This is a genomic window from Gimesia alba (assembly GCF_007744675.1).
GTDB lineage: Bacteria > Planctomycetota > Planctomycetia > Planctomycetales > Planctomycetaceae > Gimesia > Gimesia alba.
The window spans coordinates 7,347,577-7,370,736 of record NZ_CP036269.1; the positions used below are offsets into that span (position 1 = coordinate 7,347,577).

17 protein-coding genes are annotated in these 23,160 nt (G+C 50.5%); 10 read left to right on the forward strand and 7 right to left on the reverse strand.

Features of this window, described 5'->3' with window-relative positions; genetic code table 11:
• Positions 1-25: 25 nt before the first annotated feature.
• From Pan241w_RS27455 to Pan241w_RS27475, 5 genes are all read left to right on the forward strand, one after another.
• A complete protein-coding gene (locus Pan241w_RS27455) occupies positions 26-1,339 on the forward strand; it encodes a PQQ-binding-like beta-propeller repeat protein (RefSeq protein ID WP_145222440.1) in 1,314 nt (437 codons plus the stop codon).
• Positions 1,340-1,569: 230 nt separating this feature from the next.
• On the forward strand, positions 1,570-2,640 hold the full coding sequence (locus Pan241w_RS27460) for an Ldh family oxidoreductase (protein ID WP_145222443.1): 1,071 nt from the start codon (positions 1,570-1,572) through the stop codon (positions 2,638-2,640).
• A gap of 63 nt (positions 2,641-2,703) precedes the next feature.
• Complete coding sequence (locus tag Pan241w_RS27465) at positions 2,704-3,342, forward strand: thioredoxin family protein (RefSeq protein ID WP_145222446.1); 639 nt, start codon at positions 2,704-2,706, stop codon at positions 3,340-3,342.
• Positions 3,343-3,376: 34 nt separating this feature from the next.
• The gene (locus Pan241w_RS27470) at positions 3,377-4,324 is read left to right on the forward strand and encodes a DNA-methyltransferase (protein WP_145222449.1); all 948 of its coding nucleotides are present in this window, start codon (positions 3,377-3,379) and stop codon (positions 4,322-4,324) included.
• Between the two features lie 366 nt (positions 4,325-4,690).
• Positions 4,691-6,649, forward strand: coding sequence for a preprotein translocase subunit SecA (locus Pan241w_RS27475; RefSeq protein WP_145222452.1), 1,959 nt, complete (start codon positions 4,691-4,693; stop codon positions 6,647-6,649).
• A gap of 17 nt (positions 6,650-6,666) precedes the next feature.
• Here Pan241w_RS27475 and Pan241w_RS27480 read toward each other — a convergent pair whose 3' ends face one another.
• The 5 genes from Pan241w_RS27480 to Pan241w_RS27500 all read right to left on the reverse strand — a co-directional run bounded on the left by Pan241w_RS27480 (position 6,667) and on the right by Pan241w_RS27500 (position 14,656).
• Positions 6,667-9,006, reverse strand: coding sequence for an efflux RND transporter permease subunit (locus Pan241w_RS27480; protein WP_145222455.1), 2,340 nt, complete (start codon positions 9,004-9,006; stop codon positions 6,667-6,669).
• A gap of 197 nt (positions 9,007-9,203) precedes the next feature.
• Entirely contained in the window at positions 9,204-10,154 is a 951-nt protein-coding gene (locus Pan241w_RS27485; protein ID WP_232107295.1) for an ABC transporter permease, read from the reverse strand.
• A complete protein-coding gene (locus Pan241w_RS27490) occupies positions 10,141-11,655 on the reverse strand; it encodes a sugar ABC transporter ATP-binding protein (protein ID WP_145222457.1) in 1,515 nt (504 codons plus the stop codon). The genes Pan241w_RS27485 and Pan241w_RS27490 overlap by 14 nt, the downstream gene beginning before the upstream one ends.
• 3 nt (positions 11,656-11,658) lie before the next feature.
• Positions 11,659-12,633: a sugar ABC transporter substrate-binding protein gene (locus Pan241w_RS27495; RefSeq protein WP_145222459.1), complete on the reverse strand. Its 975-nt coding sequence runs from the start codon at positions 12,631-12,633 to the stop codon at positions 11,659-11,661.
• A 151-nt stretch (positions 12,634-12,784) separates the two neighbouring features.
• A complete protein-coding gene (locus Pan241w_RS27500; protein WP_145222462.1) occupies positions 12,785-14,656 on the reverse strand; it encodes a polysaccharide biosynthesis protein in 1,872 nt (623 codons plus the stop codon).
• 440 nt (positions 14,657-15,096) lie between these two features.
• Here Pan241w_RS27500 and Pan241w_RS27505 point away from each other — a divergent pair, with 440 nt between their 5' ends.
• From Pan241w_RS27505 to Pan241w_RS27525, 5 genes are all read left to right on the forward strand, one after another.
• Entirely contained in the window at positions 15,097-15,702 is a 606-nt protein-coding gene (locus tag Pan241w_RS27505) for an anthranilate synthase component II (RefSeq protein WP_145222464.1), read from the forward strand.
• Positions 15,703-15,724: 22 nt separating this feature from the next.
• Positions 15,725-16,939, forward strand: a complete 1,215-nt coding sequence (locus Pan241w_RS27510) for a molybdopterin molybdotransferase MoeA (RefSeq protein WP_145222466.1) — start codon at positions 15,725-15,727, stop codon at positions 16,937-16,939.
• A gap of 222 nt (positions 16,940-17,161) precedes the next feature.
• On the forward strand, positions 17,162-19,057 hold the full coding sequence (gene lnt, locus Pan241w_RS27515; protein ID WP_145222468.1) for an apolipoprotein N-acyltransferase: 1,896 nt from the start codon (positions 17,162-17,164) through the stop codon (positions 19,055-19,057).
• A 321-nt stretch (positions 19,058-19,378) separates the two neighbouring features.
• On the forward strand, positions 19,379-20,878 hold the full coding sequence (locus Pan241w_RS27520; protein WP_145222470.1) for a DUF4339 domain-containing protein: 1,500 nt from the start codon (positions 19,379-19,381) through the stop codon (positions 20,876-20,878).
• A 59-nt stretch (positions 20,879-20,937) separates the two neighbouring features.
• Positions 20,938-21,378, forward strand: coding sequence for a hypothetical protein (locus tag Pan241w_RS27525; RefSeq protein ID WP_145222472.1), 441 nt, complete (start codon positions 20,938-20,940; stop codon positions 21,376-21,378).
• A 12-nt stretch (positions 21,379-21,390) separates the two neighbouring features.
• On the opposite strand, the gene Pan241w_RS27530 is transcribed toward Pan241w_RS27525, so the two are convergent.
• Positions 21,391-21,846 carry a hypothetical protein gene (locus Pan241w_RS27530; RefSeq protein WP_145222474.1) on the reverse strand — a complete coding sequence of 152 codons (456 nt, stop codon included), beginning with the start codon at positions 21,844-21,846 and terminating at the stop codon, positions 21,391-21,393.
• Between the two features lie 62 nt (positions 21,847-21,908).
• Positions 21,909-23,096, reverse strand: a complete 1,188-nt coding sequence (locus tag Pan241w_RS27535) for a ribonuclease D (RefSeq protein WP_145222476.1) — start codon at positions 23,094-23,096, stop codon at positions 21,909-21,911.
• Positions 23,097-23,160: the final 64 nt, after the last annotated feature.

Here is a 23,160-nt window from a genome sequence, read left to right on the forward strand (position 1 = left end):
TGCCTGTTTTATAGATGAGGCCAGCATGCCACACAAACTGACACTGATTTTAACGCTGCTCTGTTCCAGTCTCATTTCTCAGGTCGGATTCAGTGATGACTGGCCTCAATGGGGCGGGCCAGAGCAGGATCTGATCTGGCGGGAAACCGGGATTGTGAAAACACTCCCCACCACCGGCCTGCTCCCGCGTGTCTGGTCAACGCCCATCGGAGAAGGTTATGCCGGCCCGGCTGTTGCCGAAGTAAATTCGCGCTGGTGTATTTTTGTGACAGATCGTATTTTCAAACAGCGTGTGGGTTACGAACGTGTCTTGTGCCTGGACGCGGAAACCGGAAAACCAATCTGGAAACATGAATATCCGGTTGAGTACTCCGTCAGTTATCCCGCCGGCCCGCGTTCAACGCCGGTAATCAACGACGGCCGCGTGTACACACTCGGCGCACAAGGTCACTTTTTCTGCTTTGATGCCGCGACCGGAAACATTCTCTGGAGTAAAAACTTCGTTGAAGATTATGGCACTAAGCTCCCAACTTGGGGCATGGTGGCGGCACCGCTGGTGGATGGCGATCAACTCATTACACTCGTCGGTGGCAAAGATAATTCGCTGGTCGTCAGTTTTGATAAAGCGACCGGCAAGGAGCTCTGGCGCGCCCTGGATGATCGTGCCGTCGGATATGCGCCGCCTGTTATTTTTACGTTTGGTGGAAAACGGGAACTGATTGTCTGGCATCCGACAGCGGTCTCTGCACTGGAACCCAAAACCGGCAAACTGATCTGGGAAGTCCCGTATGGTGTCCGCTATGGATTGAGCATCGCCACGCCACGCAAAGTGGGAAACAGGCTGTTCGTCGCCAGCTTTTACAATGGGCCGCGGATGATTGAAGTCTCAAACGACGGCAAGCAGGCCAAAATCGTCTGGTCAGGTAACAGCGACAGCGAGATCAAGACGGATGGTTTGCATCCGATTATGATGACCCCGATTTTCGACGGCACGCACATCTATGGCGTCTGCAGTTATGGTCAACTGCGATGCCTGGATGCCAGCAATGGGCGCCGGCTGTGGGAAACCGAAAAAGCAACTGGCAAGGGTCGCTGGTGGAACGCGTTCATCATTCCCCACGAAGATCGTTATTTTCTACATAATGAGCAAGGTGATCTGATCATCGCCAATTTGACGCCACAAGGGTACGAAGAAATCAGCCGTGCCAAATTGATCGAACCGACCCGTCGCGTACAGCGTCGCATGACGATCTGGTCGCATCCCGCGTTTGCTTTGAAAAGTGTCTTTGCTCGGAATGATAAAGAAATCATCCGTGTCGATTTATCGGCGAAGAAGTAGGAAACCATTCCCCACCCTGGCCAGAATCACGTTGATTCAACGAGAAATTCCAGACACACAGCCGTCATAATTTTTTCGAGGGAGAATCATCAAAAGTCGGCTCGGCAGTCCCGCTTGGAGTCGAAACCGGATATAATGAGCGGTAGTCTATCACAGGACTACATAGCCTGTTTTGAACGCGCACTTTACCCGTTGCGTATAAGCACTGCCCTACATTGAGAGTCACTATTATGTCGTCGGATCATTTTGCTCTTCCACAGGATCGCTCCCAGGAAGTTCTGATTCCACTGGAGCCGCTCAAAGAATTGCTGGTCAAACTTTTTGTGCGGATGGGAATGTTTCAGGTTGAGGCAGAAATCGCGGCAGATCGGTTAATCGAAGCAGATCTGCGCGGCATTCATTCACATGGCAGCCGCGCCGCAGAACGTTATCTCGATGCGATGGACATGGGCGATATCGATCCCCGGGCACAAATTCTGACCGTTACCGAAACTCCGGCAATCGCGGTTCTGGATGGCAGTAAGGCGATGGGACATGTCGCTGCGACCCGTGCGATGGAACTGGCGATCAAAAAAGCAAGTGAAGTCGGCACCGGAACTGTCACGGTTCGAAACAGTCATCATTTTGGAGCCGCCGCCGTTTATGTTCTGATGGCAGTCGAAGCCGGTATGATTGGCTACTGCACCACAAATACCGGTAGAGCCACCGTGGCCGCCCACGGCAGCACGCAGGGTGCAACGGCGAACAACGCGATCGCCTGGGGGGCTCCGGCTCGGGAAGGCGCCCCCTTTGTGTTGGATATGGCGTGTGCCAAAACGTCATGGGGAAAACTGGATACGCTGGCCATGTATGGTTTGCCAGTACCGCCCGGATATGCTCTGGACAGTGAGGGGAATGAAACCACCGATTCCTCAGCCGTCAAAACACTCCTGCCGGCTGCAGGTCCCCGCGGCTACGGGTTGGCCATGGTCAGTTCGATTCTGACGGGAGCACTTACCGGAGGCAGGCTACCGATTCATAAAAAACGGGCGCCAGAACTCGAAGGCTCGGAACATTTTTTCTATGTCATCGACATCAAGCAATTCGTCGAAGAAGACAAATTCCATGAAGCAATGAGTTCCGCGACGGAAGCCATTCATCAATTAAACCCGGTGAACAAAAACGAGCGGGTTCTGCTACCTGGCGAGCAGGAATGGGAACAGACTCAACAATCGCTCCAGGAAGGCCTGTATGTCCATCGCGATCATGCCGGCTTACTGAAAGAGCTGGCGGAACGTGTTAAGTTTGATGTTCCCTGGTAAGCGTACTTCTCCTTTTTTTGAAATCACTTTTCTTAATAACTAAGTTTGAGGTCTGAAATGAGGATGGCAGCACGTCAGTCAATTTCGCTTCTGATGTTATCAATCTGTTTTATTTGTTCTGTCAACACAGAACTCTCCGCGGGTAAATATAACCCCGTGCTGAATGCCGGCGACCCGGCGCCGACCTGGGAAGAACTGCCTGCGACAAACGGCAAGTCCTATTCCAGCGATTCCTTCAAAGACAAAGACGTGCTGGTGGTCGCCTTCACCTGCAACAGTTGTCCTTATGCGGTGGACTATGAAGATCGACTGAATCGGCTGGCGCAAAAATATGCGGCAAAGGATTCCCCGGTCGGTGTGATTGCCGTCAATGTGAATCTGGTGCCAGCAGACAGTCTGGAAAAGATGAAAACACAGGCCGAAAAGAAAAAGTTCGTTTTCCCTTACCTGTTTGATAAATCGCAAAAAATCGGCCAGCAATTCGGTGCCACACGCACCCCGGAATTTTTTGTATTAAACAAGGACCGCAAGGTCGTCTACATGGGAGCCATGGACGACTCGACCGACGCCAGCAAAGTCAAACGCGATTACGTGTCAGAGGCAATTCAAGCGGCGCTCGCCGGCAAACAGCCGGAAACGCAGGAAACCATTGCCATCGGCTGTAATGTTCGCTACAAACGCATCCGCAGAAAAAAAAATTAACATCCGCCTCTCAATCGTTTCTATAGCAGCACACATGACGAAATTGAATCAAATCCATATTCAAGACTGCATTGCCGGAATGCAGGGACTCGAAGCGGAATCCATTGATCTGGCATTCGCCGATCCGCCGTTCAATATCGGCTATGAATACGATCAATACGAAGACCGCCTCGAAAGTGAGCAGTATCTTGACTGGTGTTCGCTCTGGTTGACTGAAGTAGTGCGACTCTTGAAGCCGGACGGCACGTTCTGGCTGGCGATTGGCGATGAATACGCGGCTGAGCTGAAAGTCATGATGCAGCGTGAACTCGGCCTGACCTGTCGCAGCTGGGTCATCTGGTATTATACGTTTGGTGTGAACTGCAAAAACAAATTCAGCCGCTCGCATGCGCATTTATTTCACATGGTCAAAGATCCGAAGCAGTTCACCTTCAACGCTGACGATCCTTCAATCCGTGTGCCTTCTGCCCGACAGCTTGTTTACGGCGACAAACGGGCTAACCCCAAGGGTCGTCTGCCCGATGATACTTGGATCTTAAGGCCGCAAGATATTCCGGAAAGTTTTCAGCCGGATGAAGACACCTGGTACTTTCCCCGTATCAATGGCACGTTCAAGGAACGTCAGGGCTGGCACGGCTGTCAGATGCCGGAACAGTTGCTGGGACGCATCATTCGCGCCTGCTCTCATCCGGAAGAAGTGGTCCTCGATCCCTTTTCAGGCAGCGGAACAACACTGGCGGTCGCTAAAAAGTTAAACCGTCAGTTTGTCGGCTTTGAACTCTCTGAAGAATACGGAGCCCGCGCACAACAACGGTTGGCTGATATCGAAATCGGGCAGCCATTAGACGGACAGGAAAACCCGCTACTTAGTGCACCTTCAACCGAAAAGGGAAAACGGCTGAAAGATCAATCGCCGGGTGAGACTGCCTCAAAACGGCCCCCCCGGAAGAAACAAAACCCACGTCAGAAAAAACTGCTCTGATCTGAATCTTCCCGCTCCCGGCTTCTCTTCTTCCCTGTCTGTAGCACGTGCATTCTCAATTTCAAAACGCACCGTTAAAGAGAACGCCGACCACCCAAGCTATCTATCTCGCCCACTCCTCGTGGCATGGAATGTGCCTTTTCAGTGATAAGCCGCTTTTGCCCCTGAATTAAGGCCTCTGCTCCCTAAAATGTTGCCTTAAAACAACATTGGTTTGCGGGCGCTGTTGAGAAAAGTCAACGCAGCAACCCCGTTTCAGGCTTCAATCTGGCTTGCAGATAAAAAGGATCGAATCTGCTGTATCGGTTCGTTAGAATACACAGGTCACATCAATCACAACTCTTATCAGGAATATAAGAACTCATCGTGGCGAACTTCATCAGCTCTCTCACCGACCGACTTCGCGGTTTTTTCCTGACAGGAGAAAATGAGATCCCTGCACTGTGGTGGGATATGATCGATCAGATTCAGCAACTGCACCAGGAAGTCGCATCCCTGTCTGAGTCTCAACTATTTGACGAATGGAACTCACTCCGCTTTCGAGTACAAAGTGGTGAGTCGCTTACAAATGTACTTCCGGACGCGTTTGCGATTGTCAGCGAGCAAATGCAACGGCACCTGGGGATGACGCCTTATCCCGTGCAATACCTGGGCGCGTTTGCCATGCATGAAGGGGCCATCGCAGAAATGCAGACGGGGGAAGGGAAAACTCTGACAGCCGCCTTGACGTTGTGCCTGAATGCATTGCCCGATGAAGGAATCCACATCGCCACCGCCAATGATTATCTTGCTGAGCGCGACGCGCAGTGGTTGAGCCCCGTATATAATTCGCTGGGGATGACTGTCGGCACCATCACCGCAAACTCCACCATGGCTGAGCGGCGGGCCGCTTATGAATGTGATATCACTTACAGCACGGCACGCGAATTTGGTTTTGACTATCTGAGAGATCTGCTCAGTATGCCGGAATCCAAAATGTCTGTCTCTTCCCGTCGCCAGCAGTTATTCGGACAACAAAATAAACAAAGCGAGAATCAATTACTAAATCCCCGCAAGCCTTATATGGTGCTCATCGATGAAGCCGACAGCATCCTGATTGATGAAGCACGCACGCCGTTGATCATTGCGCAGGGCAATGCTGCCGAGGCAGAGCAGATGGCTGATCTGTGCCAGTGGAGTGCATCGCAAATCACAAAATTTACCGAAGACGAACATTATATCGACCATGGCCCGCAGCGTGGCATGGAACTGACTGAAGCGGGTCGACGCATCGTACGTGAACTGTTATTACAAAAGGATGCTCCCGGCTTACTTGATACAGGCACCGCTTATCTGTCTTCCGAACGTGCCTTAAAGGCGCATCGCTATTTCCAGAACGGTCGCGATTATGTCGTCCGTGATGGCAAAGTGGAAATCGTCGATGAGTTCACGGGACGCATCTCCGAAGGCCGGATGTGGCAGAACGGCGTGCATCAGGCCATCCAGGCGAAAGAAGGCCTGGAGATCACTTCACCCACGAAAATCGGCGCACAAACAACGGTTCAGGAATTATTCTCACGCTATCCGCGTATGGCCGGCATGACGGGAACTGCCGAGTCTGCCGCCAGTGAATTGAAAAAAGTTTTCGGCACCCCCGTCATCAAAATCCCCACCAATCGGCCTTCGAAGCGTCAGAATCTTCCCGAACAGATCTTCCTGACAGAAGAAGAAAAATGGGCCGCGATTGTTGAGGAAACTGCCGCCATGCATCAACAGGGAAGGCCAGTGCTGATCGGAACGCGTTCGGTGAATCTGTCAAATCAGTTATCCGCGCGGCTCTTACAGGCAGGGCTGGAACACGAAGTGTTACACGCACTCAACCATGAAAATGAAGCCGCCATCATTCAAGAAGCAGGACAGCCGGGCCGGATTACGGTCGCCACGAATATGGCGGGCCGCGGGACAGATATCCTGCTGGGCGAGGGAGTCCCTGAAAAAGGGGGACTGCATGTTATTTGTTCTGAATTGCATGAATCGGCCCGCATCGATCGACAATTGACCGGACGTTGTGCCCGCCAGGGAGACCCGGGCAGTGCCCGTATTTTCCTGTCACTCGAAGACGACATCCTGACAGCGGGGCTGGGCGAAGAACAGGCGCAGGACCTCTTTACTTCTTTTCAGGAAACCAGTCAGGATCTGCAGTCGACACTGCGCTACTTCTACCAGGCGCAACAACGCATCGAAAACCGGCACGAACAACAACGCATTCAACTTGTGGACCACATCACGCAACGTCGTCAGATGCTGAAACAAATGGGCCAGCATGCCAACCTGAGCGAGCATTAGCAGCCCACCCTGTCAGATTATTTTGTTGACAGTGATGGTGGCGTCACACTCAGCTTTCCATATAGGCCACTTTTCGCAAACTGCAGATGTTTTGCAAAGGGTTGCATCAACATGGCAGGCAGGAAGAGCAAGTCTCCAATCAATGCTGTTGTCAGCAATGCCAGCATCATCCAGGCAAATCTCTGCGTGGGGATAAAGTCACTGAATCCAAACACCATTAATCCAAGGCCACAAATAAACGTGGTATGAATCATCGCACGCCCGCAATGTTTCAGTGCGGAGTGAATCGCTTCTTCGCTGGTACGGTTCAACGTCTTTTCTCTGCGGAACCATGCCAGGAAATGCAGTGTATCGTCAATGGCAATCCCAAGTGCGACACTGGCCGTCATCACGGCACCAATATCCAGCGGAATATCCAGCCAGCCCATCAAGCCAAAGACAACCACAATCGGAAATACATTCGGCAGCATACTCAACAACCCGGTCCACAGGCTGCGTTGAATGATGACAATCACGATCGCCACCAGTAAAAACGCGGTCAGAAAGCTCCAAGTCAAATCCTGCAGGATCAACTGCTGAACCGTATGAATTAAAGGCATAATCCCGGTGTAATAGGCGTTCAAATGCACGCCGTCGGCTTTATATTTTTCGAGTTCCGGCTTGAGCGTCGTTTTCAACTTCGCCAGTGCGGCTCCGTAATCGATCTTCTGTAATGCTGGCACCCGCGCACTAATCCGCCACGATTCGACACCATCATTTTCCGATAAATAGACCGAATCCAGAACTGCCTGTCGATTCTCTTTTAACTTTTTATTGGTCACGACTTTTCTGAGAATCGATTCAAAACCTTTGTGTTCCACAGGATTGGGACCAAAGGTAGCAGCCGACATCGTTCCCGTATAGCCGTCAATATTTTTAATGGTTTTTTCTATGTCGTCGATAATCCGCAAGCGTTGCAGAAATGTTTTTTTGCAGTCGGGGTCAAATTCGATGACCACTTCGACGGGAATCAGCGGCCCCATACGGTCTTCGTTAAATTCGTAGTGATCCAGCACCTGGCTTCCAGCCGGAAACAGCGAAGGAACATCAACCGAAGATCGGATTGAAAGTAAGCCATACGCCGAAACCACCATCAGGACGATTGAAGAGAGGAACACGGTCGCAGAGTGTCGCTCCAATACGGTCGCTAATTTTTCCATCCAGTTTGAGATGCGTGTAAAATATCTGGGGCTTGCTGTCTTCTGATTGCCCTGATTGAATTTCAAAATCTGTTTTGGTGGCCAGAGCTGCATTGCTCCGGGCAAAATCAGCAACAGGATACCTAATGTCACCAGCAGACCGATTGAAGCAATCAGTCCGAACATCGCGATGGGCGAAATCTGACTGACCATCAGAGACCCGAGTCCGATGGCTGTGGTGACCGCCGCCAGCAGGCAAGGTTGCCAGCCTTTGGAAAAGCCGGTACGGACTGCAGCATCTGCTTCCGTTTTCGTTTTGGCTCCGGACGCAAATAATTCGTCGTAGTAGTAATTCACCAGATGGACGCCTGCGGAAATCGTCAACACAAAAACCAAGGAAGGCGTAATAATCAAAACCGCATCCAGGGGTGTGCCGGAATAATAAACCATCGACAGGACAAGCCCTTGCCCGCATAAGCCAGCCAGCAAGATTGTGCCCGTCAACATCCAGGAACGAATACAAATCCAACAGAGACCGATCGCCACGATGGTCGACAACGCGCCAAACAGGTTCACGCTATGAATACTGGCACGGTCAATGGCCACACCATCAACGGGTGGACCGGTCACACGAAAGTCTTCGCGCGGTAACTGACAGACTTCTTCCGCAACTGTTAAGGCATGTTCGATGGATTGCTTACGTAGTTCATTCCCACGATCTGTTAAAATGATGACAGCACAACTGTCGTTTAAATCTTGACCGACCAGTGATCCTTCCAGCCGTTCCAGCGCTTCGTCGCGCGGCAGCTTTAATGGAGGCGATGTGAGTGAATTGACAACACCGGCCCCACTGACGATACGATCAAATAATGATTCGTGCGTCTCGCCGAAGTCCGTAGTGCGCGGCCCATTAATGGCGGCTTCGAACTCAATTAAGCGTGGATCATCAACCGTGCAACCAGGCCAGCTGATTAAGAGCAGATCATTACTCTCAAAGTGGTCTTTGAACTTATCATAGTTCTGTCGGGATTGCATGACAGGCGGCGCCCACTTCTCCGGGGCAATGCACATGCTTTCGACACTCTGGTGCGCACCATAAATCAAAAATGGTGAAACGAGTACCAATAAGATAACGGTCACGACATATCGTCGTACGTAACGAGGCTGTTTAGAAGTCATTGGACGATCTCTGAGTGAGGGGACAAAACAAGATCAATGGGTACATCTCGGGCCATCCAGCCCATGTGTACACAGCAAGTCTAGCTCACGACTTTTCAGTCGTCCGAAAAAATGACAGATTTTTTGCAGGCTCGCTCCCCTGCGCAATCAGCAAATCCCGCACAACAATCATCGACGTCGGTACACAAGCCGAATGACTATCGGTTCCGTCGCACATCGAGGTAAACGGCGATCAGAATCACGGCCCCTTTGACGATGTATTGCAGGGAATAGTGGACGCCGGCCTGATTCAGGCCTTTGTCGAGTATTCCAATAATAACGGCCCCAATCAATGTACCGAACATCGTTCCCCGGCCGCCGGTAAAGCTGGTGCCGCCCACCACAACGGCGGCGATTGCCGTCAGTTCAAACATCTCGCCTGATCCCGGTTCGGCAGAATAGAGCTGTGCGGTATGGATCATCCCGGCGACTCCCGCCATCAGCGAACAGAGCAGGTAAACCAGAATCTCGACGCGGACCACGGGAATTCCGGTATACAAGGCGGCTTCCCGATTGCCTCCCAGCGCATAAACGTGCTGACCAAAGCGGGTACGATGCAAGAGCAGTGCCATCAGAAAAAACAGCGTCAGCATAATGACCACAGGAATCGGGATCACATCAAACAGTCGGCCATTTCCGATTGCCAGAAAAAAAGTCTGTTGTTCTTCGATCGGCATCGGCAGTCCACTATTGAAGCGTAGCGCGCAGCCGCGAGCAATCAGCATTGACGCCAGCGTAATGATAAAAGGTGGCATCGCTGTCTTCGAAGCGGCAATGCCATGAAAGGTTCCAAAGATCGCGGCAATGCCCAGCCCCGCCAGCATCGCAGCAAAAACCAGAAATAGATTCTGAGAATCACCGGACAAAGCAGATAAGCAAAACACAGTCGTTGTGCCCACGAGCGCCACCATCGCACCGACCGACAGATCGATGCCTCCGATCAAAATAACCAGTGTCATTCCGAACGCCAGGATCGTATTGACGGAAATTTGCTGTGTCAGATTCAGCATATTTTCCGCAGACAAAAACGTAGGCACCCAGATCCGAAACAGCAGGAGTAAGATAATAATGGCGACCAGCAGCGGAACCATTTGTTTAACGACTTTCACTTGTTGCCCCTCCTGTCAGTTGCTGCATGATCTGCTCAGCGGACACTTTTTGTGCCTCGTAAATTCCGGTAAGGCGTCCTTCCCGGAATGTGCCCACTTTGTGCGAAATATTCAAGACTTCATCCAGATCCGAAGAAATTAAGATCAAAGCCATTCCCTGTTCCACCAACTCACCAATAATGCGATACATGTCTTCCCGCGCACCGACATCGATGCCGCGTGTCGGCTCATCCAGAATCAGAATTTTGGGTGGCTGTTCCATCCAGCGACCGACGAGCACTTTCTGTTGATTCCCTCCCGACAGATCTCGAACGGGTTGCTCGGCGTCAGACAAGCGGACCCCGAAGCGGCTGACCGCACGTTCGACGATGGCGTTTCGAACCTCGTAATGAAACACACACCCTTTGATCCAGTCTTTCAACCAGGGAAGCGTAATATTGAACGCGACCGTCTGCTCGTTGATCAGCCCTTGCCGCTTTCGATCTTCAGGTACCAGAACCAGTCCCTGCTGCAACGCATCGCGGGGACTGCGAATCTGTGTCGGTTTCCCATCAATTTGAATGGTGCCACTCTGGATACGATCAATGCCAAATAGGGCGCGTGCCAATTCGGTCCGACCGGCGCCCACCAGTCCGGACAATCCCAGCACTTCTCCGTACCTGACCTCAAAAGAGATATTTTGCACGAGAGGATTACTGAGTTCGGAAACTTTTAAAGCCACCTCGCCGGGGCGATAAGGGGGCCGGGGAAAATGTTCTTTGATATCACGGCCCACCATCCATTGGATGAGCGTTCCCGTATCAACCTCTTCTGTTTTGGCCGTCCCGACTGACTTTCCATCGCGTAAGACTGTGATCCGATCCGAGAGTCGCGTGATTTCTTCCATCCGGTGAGAAATATAAATGATGCCCACTCCCTGTTCGCGCAGGTGTCTTAACGTTTTGAATAACGCATCGACTTCAACTTCGGAAAGTGAAGACGTGGGCTCATCCAGAATCAGGATCCGTGCTTCCTGAGATAACGCGCGGGCGATTTCTACCAGTTGCTGTTGGGCCGTGCTCAAGTCGGAAACCAGCGCACTCACATCACTGATTTCGGACAGATCCAGTTGTTTGATCAATTCTTCTGCCTGCCGATTCATTTGAGAACGGCTCAAAATTCCCAGCGAGACCGGTTCTCTACCGAGAAAGATATTCTCTGCTACAGACAGATTGGGCGCCAGTGAAAGTTCCTGATGGATCAAGCGAATTTTCTGCCGGTCGGCATCGGCTACATTTCGCAGCTTGATCTGATTTTGATCCAGCCAGATTTTTCCCTGATCGGGTTGATAGATGCCGCCCAGGATTTTGATTAGTGTGCTTTTGCCCGCACCGTTCTCTCCCAGCAAGGTATGAATTTCACCCGCCTCGAGATCGAAGCTGATTTCATCCAGCGCTATCACAGCACCAAAGCGTTTGGTGATTCTCTGGAGTCTCAGTAGCGGTACACTTTTGGCAGACATCAATCAGTTTGCCTCCAGAAACTGCTCCGCATTTTCAGCTGTAATTAACTCCACGCGCACTTTGACATCTTTTTCGACCTCTTCACCACGTAAATGTGCCAGCATTTTCTGAGCGGCAATCTGACCGATTTCGCGTGGAAACTGGGCTGAGGTGGAATGCAATTTACCCGCTTGAATGGCTTTGATCCCCGGCTGGGAACCATCGACGGTGACGATCGTGACCTGATCCAGTTTGTTGGCTGAGTCCAATGCTGATATCACGCCCAGCGCATTGGGATCATTGATCGCGAAGACCGCGTTCAAATCGGGATAGCGACCAATGAGATCGCGCATCACAGGGCGTGCTCCTTCGGTTGTGCCTTTGGCTTCCTGCACATCCAGAATTTCCATTTCGGGATATTGCGTCATTTCTGTTTTAAATCCTTCCACCCGATCGATGCAGGCTTTATTCACAGACAAATGCAGTACCACCAGCTTTGCTTTCGGATTCACTTTTGCCAGTGCCTGCGCCGCCAGCTTTCCGGCGAGCACATTATCCGAAGCGACCGTGCACACAATCAATTCTTCATCTGATTTTTTCACTGGCGCATCAACGATGATGATCGGCACGTTTTTTCGCTGGGCCTCGAGCAACGAACCTTTCAAACCTTCCCAGTTGACCGGGTTCACAAATATGCCGGCAGCACCTTGCAGGATCAAATCGGAGAGATCGTTTTTCTGCTTCAGAGAATTGAACTGTGCGTCCAGAATGACGAGCCGATCTCCGTTGGCTTCAATCTCTTTTTTCAAACCTTCGCCGAGATCAACAAAAAACGGATTGTTCAGAGTTTGAAAGGAAACACCAAACAGTTTGCCTTTTGCAGCTTCTGTAGGAGATTTCTGCGGGCCAGAACCTGGGTCTTCACTACAACCGATTGAAAACGGGACGAGTAGCAGGACGATGAGAGAAGAGATCAGAAACTTTCGCGCACTGTTCATAATCAACCTTCGTTTCGATGGAATAGTAAGAATTCCTCTGTAAAACGACACAGCCTGTTACTCTTAAGTAACAAATTTGGGAGGTGATGAAAAGGTTGAGCAGCAAATGTGCGGATCAGACTTTGAATCACACACTTGGTTTCAGGCCTGCCTAAGCAGCTCTCCGAATTGTATCCTGGGGGCGTTTCATTGAAGCAGACTGATATTCAGGCAGAATTCTCTGAATCTCTTCCAGGATCAGGTATGAAGGTTGTTCGGTAAGATTGGCCAGACGGTCAAATGCTTCGCGAATGAACTGTTCACTGAAACCGACTTTCTCTGCGACCATAATTTTGGGGTGGCATGTTGGCAGATGCTTTTCCCCGTCCACGTGCAACTCTTCGTAGAGTTTTTCGCCGGGACGCAAGCCTGTGAATTTGATCTCGATATCTTCTCCCAGCTTCAAGCCGGATAATTGCACCAGGTCGGCAGCCAGATCTACAATCCGAACCGGTTCACCCATATCGAGCACGAAAATCTCGCCGCCACGTCCCATAGCGCCCGCCTGAATGACGAGCTGGGATGCTTCGGGAATGGTCATAAAATAGCGCTGCATCCGTTCGTCGGTCACGGTAATCGGACCGCCGTTCTGAATTTGCTGGGTAAAGATAGGGACAACGCTCCCTGCAGATCCCAATACATTTCCAAAGCGAACGGTCACAAAATGGCATTTGGAACGTGCCGCCAGAGATTGCACATACAGCTCGGCAATTCGCTTGTTGGCCCCCATCACATTCGTCGGGTTGACGGCTTTATCTGAGGAAATCATCACAAAGGTGCCAACCTCGAATTCCTCTGCCAGATCAGCGAGCCGTTTTGTTGCCAAAGCGATATTTTTAACGGCCTCTCCCGGGTTATTTTCCATCAACGGAACATGCTTATAAGCTGCCGCATGAAAGAGAATATCGGGCTGATACTCGTTCATGACAGACCGAATCCGTTTGGAATCATTCAGGTCTGCGATCACGACATCAAACCGCCCTTGATAGCCAAGCTTGATTAATTCGCGTTCCAGATAAAACTGGCTGTTCTCAGAACGATCCACGAGAATCAATTTTTTCGGCGAAAACTGTAATAACTGTCGACATATTTCCGAGCCGATGCTTCCTGCGCTACCGGTTACCATCAGCACACGGTCATCCATCCAGTCACGAATATTCTGCATATCCAGTTGAACGGGCTCTCTGCCTAACAAGTCTTCGATACAAACCGGACGAGGTTTCATCTCGACTGTGCCGGACAGCAATTGCTGATAACTGGGAAGGACCTGTACCTGGATTTGCGCAGAGTTACCGGCTTCTACCAGTTGACGCACAGTCTTACCCGGAATCTCATCTGCTGGTAAGAGAATATCTGAAACCGCATATCGCTCCGCCAGCGAACACATTTCCTGCAACGCCCCCAGAACGGGAATGCCATTGATGCGTGTTCCCAGCCGATTCGGATGATCATCCAGAAAACCGACGACCTTCAAGCACGAATTTTTATTCCGCTCAATAATGCGCAGTAAAGCCGCACCGGACTCGTTTGCTCCCACAATGAAGGTGGGCTTACAATGACTCTGATGCCGCAAGATGCGTCCGCTATCCTGAATGATGCGAATCCCGGCACACACCCCACAGACGGCTAAAATGGTGGATCCCCAGTCAATCAGAAACACGGAGCGTGGAATCATAATGTTGGGGTAAATTAAATAATCGATGATCGCCAGGGCAGCCGAACTCAAGGTGACTGCCTTTGCAAGATTGACCAGATCAAGGACAGTGATATAGCGGCTACGGATCTTATAGACCCCACTGCCCCAGAACGTCAGCGTTTTTAAGCCAACCGCCCAAAGAACGGTCGACCGGAACATGCGAAAGCCATATTCACCCAGCACACCGTCAACGTTGAGGGAACCTTCGAAGCGCAGCCAGAAAGCGAGGTAATAAATTGCGCAAAAGATTGGCAAAAATACAACCATCCAAAAGAGTTGGCGACGCATTACTCTAGATTGCTGTAACCAATTTGATTTTGACTTGGAGTCCAACCTTAGCTCCTAATGTCTTTAATCCCGATCTACGAACAATGTCAGACCAGAAAGCGTATACGTAAATACATACCTCTCCTGAGATGGTTTGGAGCAGGACCGGGTTAATACCAATTTTCACTATTTTCCGTCAACATCAAAATTCTTAATTTTCCGTCAACATCAAAATTCTTAAGAACAAACCAGCAAATACCTTGTCTTACTTTATAATTTAAAACGACCGAATTTGCTGAGCTCATCCTTTAATTCCAAACTCTTTGAATAGAGCTACGGTCTGAATTGCGAATGTAGTTAATCCTGCATGCAGGCTGGTCGCTTTTCCGATTTTGGTTGATTATGATGAGACTCAGTCAAACCTGTTACCTGACTCAACTAGATAAACTGTAAGGTGTAACGTGATTTTCGTTCTCGATAACTATGACTCATTTACCTATAATCTCGTGCAAAGATTTGGGGAAATCGATCCCACGCTGGACATCCAGGTCGTCCGAAACAATCAGACGTCTCTTGAAGAAATTGAACAGAGTGCGCCCGAAAAAATCATCATTTCTCCCGGCCCCTGCACCCCTGGGGAAGCAGGGCTTTCCAAAGAAATTATTGAGTACTTTGCCGGTAAAATCCCGATTCTGGGAGTTTGTCTGGGGCACCAGTGCATTGCTGAGGTCTTTGGAGCCAAAGTCGTTCGTGCCAATCGTCTGATGCATGGCAAAGTTTCGCTGGTGCACCATGATGGAACCGGCGTCTTTAAAAACATCCCCTCCCCTTTTCAGGCAACCCGCTACCATAGTCTGATTGTCCCTGAAGAATCCTGCCCGGCTGAACTTGAGATCTGTGCCTGGGTGGAAGAAGAAGGGCATCCAAAAGAAGTCATGGGACTGCGACATCGAACTCATTCCGTGCACGGCGTCCAGTTTCACCCGGAAAGTTTTCTCACCCTGGAAGGCTTGACGCTGCTGAAAAATTTCCTCGCGCTCCCCGCAGAACAACTCACCAGTGCTTGAACGCAAAAGAGAGACACACAGTATGCTGACGGTTCAAGAAGCCTTCGATTTGATTCTAAAAACGGTAAAACCCGCTGCCCCCCAGGCAAGTTCACTGTTTGAAGCCACGCATTGTGTGCTTGCTGAAGGAACCGTCAGCGATTTAAACGTCCCCCCGTTTGATAAAGCCTTGATGGATGGTTTCGCCGTCAACAGTGCCGATTTATCGGAGGGAAAAGGAACTCTCAACATTTTAGAAACGATTTACGCCGGCTCTGTGCCCACGCTGCCTCTGCAAGCTGGCCAAACGTCACAGATTATGACAGGCGCACCTTTACCTGAAGGCGCCGATGCCGTCGTGCAGATCGAACACTGCCAAATCAACGCCGAACAACAGACCGTTCAGATCGAAACTTCGCCGGTTGCTCCCGGAAAAAATATGCTCTACCGCGCGTCCGTGCTCGAAATCGGTGCTCCCGTACTCGCAGCAGGAACATTGCTCCGACCACAGGAAATCGGTGCCCTGGCAGAAACCGGCAGTCCCACCGTTTCAGTCCGTTGCCCCCCCCGCATTTCTATTCTGGCAACCGGTGATGAACTCGTTCCGCCCGAAGAGACGCCGCAAGCGGGGCAGATCAGAAACTCCAACGAAGTCATGTTGTACTCACAAATTTTACAATCGCATGCACGACCGGTTCCACTGGGAATTGCCCGCGATGAGCGAACTCACTTAAGCCAAAAGATCCAGGAAGGTTTAAAGAGTGATTTCCTGCTGCTTTCAGGGGGAGTCTCAGCGGGAACGTTAGATCTGGTTCCTTCCGAACTACAGTCCGCTGGTGTGAAAGAAGTCTTCCACAAAGTGAATTTAAAGCCGGGAAAACCGCTCTGGTTTGGTATCCTGGAACGGGAAAACCAGAGCCCCTGCTATATCTTTGGACTCCCCGGAAACCCTGTCAGCAGCATGGTTTGCTTTGATTTGTTTGTTCGCACAGCAATCCGGCACTATATGGGTTTTCCCGCACCGAGACCGACACCAGTTCCAGCCCGTTTGACCATTGATTTCCAATCCCGTGGAGATCGGCCCACGTATCACCCCTCTCATGTTGAATGGGAAGCTGGTGAAGCCATCGTTACTCCTTTGAAGACAATGGGTTCGGCTGATCTGCGTTCCACAGTTACGGCGAATGCGGTCGCGCTGTTTCCCACGGGAAATCAGCTTTATCAGTCGGGTCTTCAAGTTGATACTTTTTTATGGTAGCTCTGCCAGTTTCTGCCACAATTGATCTACTCTCAAATGCCGGATTTCTGTAAAAATCACCTCGATCAGACCATAAATGAGGTCATTCCATCGGATTGGCCCCATTCAGGATCGTGGAATTGACGTAAGAAATATGACCGGTTCAACTGAAACAGGATGTTTCAATCACCACAGGTTTTCTTAAAAACCTCCCATTGAGATCGGATTCCAAGGACGGAAATCATGACCTTTACCACAGCGACTTTTGAAAATTCTCCCACTGATCAACCAACGATGGAACAAGATCCTGTGTCTGATAATGTGCCTTTGAAAGATGAGTCGTCGAACGAACTGCCGCTAGGCAAGGACATTCAGAACATCATCAATACCGCACGCACATCGCCGGCACCGGCACGGGGCGCCTGGTTATTGTCGGGACTCACAGCCGTTCTGATGTGGGCCAGTTTTACTCCCCTCGATTTTGGTCCACTGGGATGGGTTTGTCTGGTACCGCTGTTACTGCTGGTAAGAATCCCTCGCAAAACCCGGTTGATGTATACCGCCATTTATTGTTCTGGTTTCCTGTTTACCCTGGCATCATTCCAATGGATGAGACTCGGCGATCCCTCGATGTATGTCGCCTGGGTCGCACTGGCAATTTATGTCGCCTGTTTTTTTCCTGTGTTTGTTCTGCTGACCCGAACCGCAGTCCACCGCTTTCATGTTCCTCTTCCCGCAGCAGCCCCCTTGATGTGGGTTGGCCTGGAATATATGCGTGCTTACCTCCTGACCGGCTTTTCCTGGTATTACATCGGACATACGCAATATCGCTGGATAGAACTGATTCAGATCAGTGATATCACCGGCGCCTACGGTGTCAGCTTTCTGGTCGTCATGCTGGCGGCCTGCTTTGCCGACCTGCTACCGGCTTCCCTCATGAAAGCCGCCAAACTGCTCCCGGCAAACCAGACTCCGGAAGAAAAGAATCTGGATCAGATCGGCTTGAAACAAGTGGTTCAGACGGCCGTTTGCTTGAGTCTGTTTTTTGCTGTGCTCGGCTACGGATATGTCCGACGCTCCCAAGCCGCATTTGTGGATGGACCGCGTACCGCTTTGATTCAAGGGAATTTTCCGACATCTGTCAAACACGATCCCAATGCCTGGCAGTCGATCTATCTCAAACACTTGTTTCTGACGGGCGTTGCCGTTCGCAATCAGCCTGATCTGATTATCTGGCCTGAAACCATGTTTCGCTGGCCTCTTATTGAGCCGAACGGAAAAACCAGTCAGGAACTGCAAACAATTGCACCTGAAATTCCTCTCGAAAAATGGAACGAACCTTCTGCACGCAAATTGCTCAGCAACATGAGTAAGGAAGCCAATGCGGCTCTGGTCATCGGACTGGACACGATTGCCGCCGGTGACACAAAAGTGGATCATTTTAATTCCGCGCTGTTTGTCCGTCCTGATTATGGCATTAGTTCACGCTATGACAAAATTCATCGCGTTCCGTTCGGCGAATATCTCCCCTTGAGAGACACGCTTCCTTTTCTGCAATACTTCACTCCCTATGGTGCTGCGTTCGGTATCGATCCGGGAAAGTCTGCTGCGAATTTCAAATTTCAAAACTGGACTTTTTCGCCGGTGATCTGTTTTGAAGATACTGTTCCACATCTGGTTCGCTCGGTGGTCAATCAGTCCTCTGCAGCCAATCCCGAGAACAAACCTATTGACTGTCTCGTCAACCTGACAAACGATGGCTGGTTTCATGGTTCAAGCGAACTAGATCAGCATCTGATTACCGCGGCGTTTCGCTGTGTTGAAAATCGAACACCCATGGTGCGGGCCGTCAATACCGGGGTCTCGGCCGTAATTGACGGCGATGGTATGATTGTTGAGCCCGATTTCTTTATTGACGGCGATAATAAAGGCCGGACTTCGTTTGTCGATCCCAAAACAGGTCGCTGGAATAAATCAATGAATGCGGTCATCATTGATACGATCCCACTGGATAATCGGACCAGCCTGTATACAAAATACGGCGACTGGTTTGCAGGCGCCTGCTGCTTCTGTGCCCTGTTCGTATTTTTTATGGCCTTACTGACTCGCAAACGTACTCCAGCGCCTGTGAAATCGTAATCACAGCGTTTCAGAATCTATTCCCTCAAACGACCGCTGATCGTACGTTTCCTGCTTTTAAAAAAGGGCAGAATTGATGACAGCCTGGTCATCATTGTTTTTGCCCGCCTGTAGCCTTCAATCCGATCTTGAATGATTGAGCCATTCCACTTGTTTTTGTTGATGTTTGTCTATTTTTAACAAACTGTATAGAAACAATAGATTTGCGTGTGCTCCACTCCTGCGGCTAAAATAGAAGTGAGCGAGCATAAGTTTTGTACGCGCGCAATCAACATCGAGCGTTTTACTCATATTTAATCTGACGAAGATCGTTTTATCACAATGGCAGTGGATAGCTGGTACTATAAACAAGCGGACGAGACCTGTGGGCCGATTTCATTTGAAGATCTGTTTGCCATGGCCCATCAAGGGAAATTAACACCTCAAACAGAAATCAGAAATGGTGAGACCGGGAACTGGTTTCCGGCAGACGACATCGGTGGACTGTTTGATGCAGATTCTGAACATGTTGCTTCCGATGAAACGCCTTCGTTAGACGAATTTTCAATCGTCGATTCCTCGTTTGGTGTTGAGTCGAAGGAAAACCTGCCTTCTCTGGATGGGTTCTCGATCATTGAGGAAGAAGACAAACTCTCTTCGGAATTAGAATCCCAGCTACCCCGCTTTGCCACGCTGGAAGCAGTCAGAAGCAAGCACCAGAAGATTCAGTGGTTTTGTCGTATTCTGAACCAGGAACTGGGACCGATGTCGGCAGACGATCTGATGCAGTTGCTGCTGGATGGTGAACTGGCACCAAACGATGAAGTCAAATCATCTGCGGAACCAGAGTGGGTTCCTGCACGTACCGTCGTTTTCCTAAGTTCCTCAGGCGGCGACCTGGATATTTTGGACTCAGAAGCAGAGGAAACAGCTAGCGTTGTTCCCGCTTCAGCCGAAGCAGTTGCTGAAGAACCACCGGTTGAACCAGCGCCGGCAGAAGCTCCTGTCGAACCCGCCAAGCCTCCGATTCTCAAAGTACGTTCAAAACAAAAATGGTTCTGCAAGCTGGGTGGCATGGGTTATGGTCCGATTGAAGCCCATAAAATCAAAATGTGGGCGGAACAGGAACGTGTGGAACCGACCGATTTACTGAAGCTGGGCCGCAAGGGGGAATGGTTTGAAGCCTGGCAGATCGAAGCACTACAATTGAAAAAACCGGTCGATGAAAAGCAGGAGGCCGATGAAGTGGCTGCCGCCGAAGATGCATCGGAAACGAAACCCACAACGGAACCAGACAAGGCTGCAGCGACAGCTGCTCCTGTTGCGGCGACTCCTCCGCCCGCTCAGCCAGCCGCCTCTCCTGTTGCAGCGGCAGCTCCTACTCCCCCGCGTCCCAAACCCAAGATCAAAGTGGCACGGTCGAATCCACTGGAAGCTTTAGGACCTCTGATGGATCCGAAAATTCTGGGTGGCATCGCGGGGGTGATTGTTTTAGCGGCAATTCTGTTCTTCGTCCCAATAGGTGATCTGTTTACCCCCGGCGGACGTGAGGAACTAGCGAAATTTAAAGCCGTCCATCAGGAATTTTTAGCATTACAGCAAAAGCAGGCCAGTGATGCAGAGTGGACCAGCTTTGAGAAGAAAGCGCAGTCCGATCTGGCTCCAGTCATCGCAGAGCTGGAAACCAGCGCCAGCTCTGACCGCCCTCACCTGCAACACTTATTGTGGGCGGGCCGGGACTATTTGGAACCGATGCTGGAGAACGCACGAACCGAAAGTAACCGTGACCAGGAAAAGTTTGAAACGCACCTTAAAGAAGCGGAACGGATTATTTCTGAGTAAGCCCGTTTGAAGAAAGCTGATTTCGATTTCGTGAAATTTATTCCGGTAAAGATAATTCTATGAGCCCCGAGAGCCCCCCCCGAAAAGCCAGGCGGATCCCTTATATTAAAATTTCCTTCGTATTCTTTGTATTCATCATGCTTGCAATCTATCTCACAGTCGCAAGCCAGGGACGAAACATGGAGTACAAAGTCATCCAGTCGACTCACCAGGAGTTTCTCAGCCTGCAGCAAGAGGCAGCAAGTGCGAGCGAATGGGACCACTTCAAAAAAAATACCCACACAAAAATCGATCCCATTATCAAAGATCTGGAAGCCACAGCCTCTTCAGACTTCCCACACCTGCAACATCTGCTATGGGCCAGTCGAGATTATCTGTATCCGATGCTGGATAATGCACAAACAGAAAGAAGCCGTGATCAGATCAAATTTGAAAAGCATCTTGAAGCAGCAGAACAAATTATCAATCAGAATTGGATCGTGAAACTGCTTCGCAGCTAATACTACATTCAATTACACTTCCGGTTTTGGAGCCGGTGGTTTCATTTTCCACCAGACAGTCATCAGCAAAGGGGTTCTATCATTGTTTAAAATCCCCTCTACCTGGATAAACTGGTTACCCTTCACGCGGTAAATGAACGCGCGCGGTGCTTTCTGAAGTTTACCTTTATTCGGCCCGACTAATACTTCCAGATCATAATAGGTAAAGAGATTCGCATCGGACATTCGCTGCAGACGAAACTTGGCCTGATGCGCATGAATCAGCGTACCATTGCTGTCATACACACGTAACTTCGAAACCTTCTGTGAGAACTCCTGCTCGATCCGCAGTGGTGCCCCGTTCCCAGCCTTATCATTTCTGACCCATTTCCCTTCCAGAACTTGATAGTCTTCCTCGGGAGCCGGCTCTGCAGAATAAACCGTCGTTGCCAAGAAAAGAATGGCGATCAGTAGAATGATGTGCTTCATTTGTTCCTCTTTCGCGTCTCTCTCAATGAGGATTCTAAAGATTGAGAACGTACTCCTCTGCCTTAGTTGAGACGTTCGAAATGGAGGGGATGATCGGACTCCAGGTCAGCCACGCGCATTGATATTTTTCCATCCAGCACGTCGGTTAAAAGATCGCCGCATACTTCGGCCCGCCAACCTGACATCAGCCGCGGTTTGTCTTCGCTCTGTTCTTTATACACGTGATAGCGAACGAGGTGCCTTAAGTCGGCTGAGGTTCCGACCAGAGTTTGAGACACGTTCATTTCGGCACAACGATTCGCAAGCGCGATCCCCAGCAGCTTTCCAATCACCTGCTCATCCTGATTCTGCTGGTTACTGGGGTTATCCATATGCTGCGGAAGCTGATCGTTGGGAATCTGCTGGGCTTTGGCGATGCGCTGAATCAGTTCGGGAGCCATCTTAAACATATTCTTACGATTGAGATCACGGGTTGCCGTCAGATCTTGCGGGGTACTTGGCTTCCGGCGTGCGAGTTCGATCAACAAATCATCGCGCAACACCCGCCGTGCCGGCTGATTTTTTTCCTGAGCCACTTCGTCACGCCAGTCAAACAGCTCCCGCACGATCGCCAGTTCACGCGGTTTCAGTTTATGCAAACCGGAAAGGCGGCGCCAGTTTTCGCGATGAAATTCCGAATCGACTTCGTCAATCATCCGCTGGAATTCGGCTTCGGCCCACTCGATGCGTCCCAGATCGGTCAGTTCTTTTTCCTGAATCTTCCAGATCTTCAAGACATACTTTACGTCATCCAGTGCATACTTGATTTGCTGTTGAGTTAATGGTCTCCGTCGCCAGTCTGTGCGGGTCTCTTTACTGCCCGCTTTTTCACTCAGTACGCGGGCCACCAGCGCGGTATAAGAGATTGGAAAGCTGCGAGACCTGAGCCCCTCTGCGATTTGCAGATCAACCAGCTTCTGAGGTTTCTTGCCGGAAAAATGTCGACAAAACCGAACCTCTTCACGCCCCCCATGTACGACCACGGTTGTCGTATCGTTGGTCATGATGTCCCACCAGGGAGAGAGATCTTCCACCTCATAGGGATCGACTGCTACAGACTGCCCATTCAAGGCAAACTGTAAGAGCGAAAGTTCCGGACGATAGGTAAACTCTGAAACAAACTCTGTATCGAATGCAACGATGCCCGCGTCTAAGATTTGATCACATAAGGCGATAAATTCAGACTGCTGAACAATGAGTGGGCTCGACATCCTTTGGCAACTTCCTTTTCCTGGACCAGGAATCGCAGACCTTTCATCTGTCGATGACCTGTAG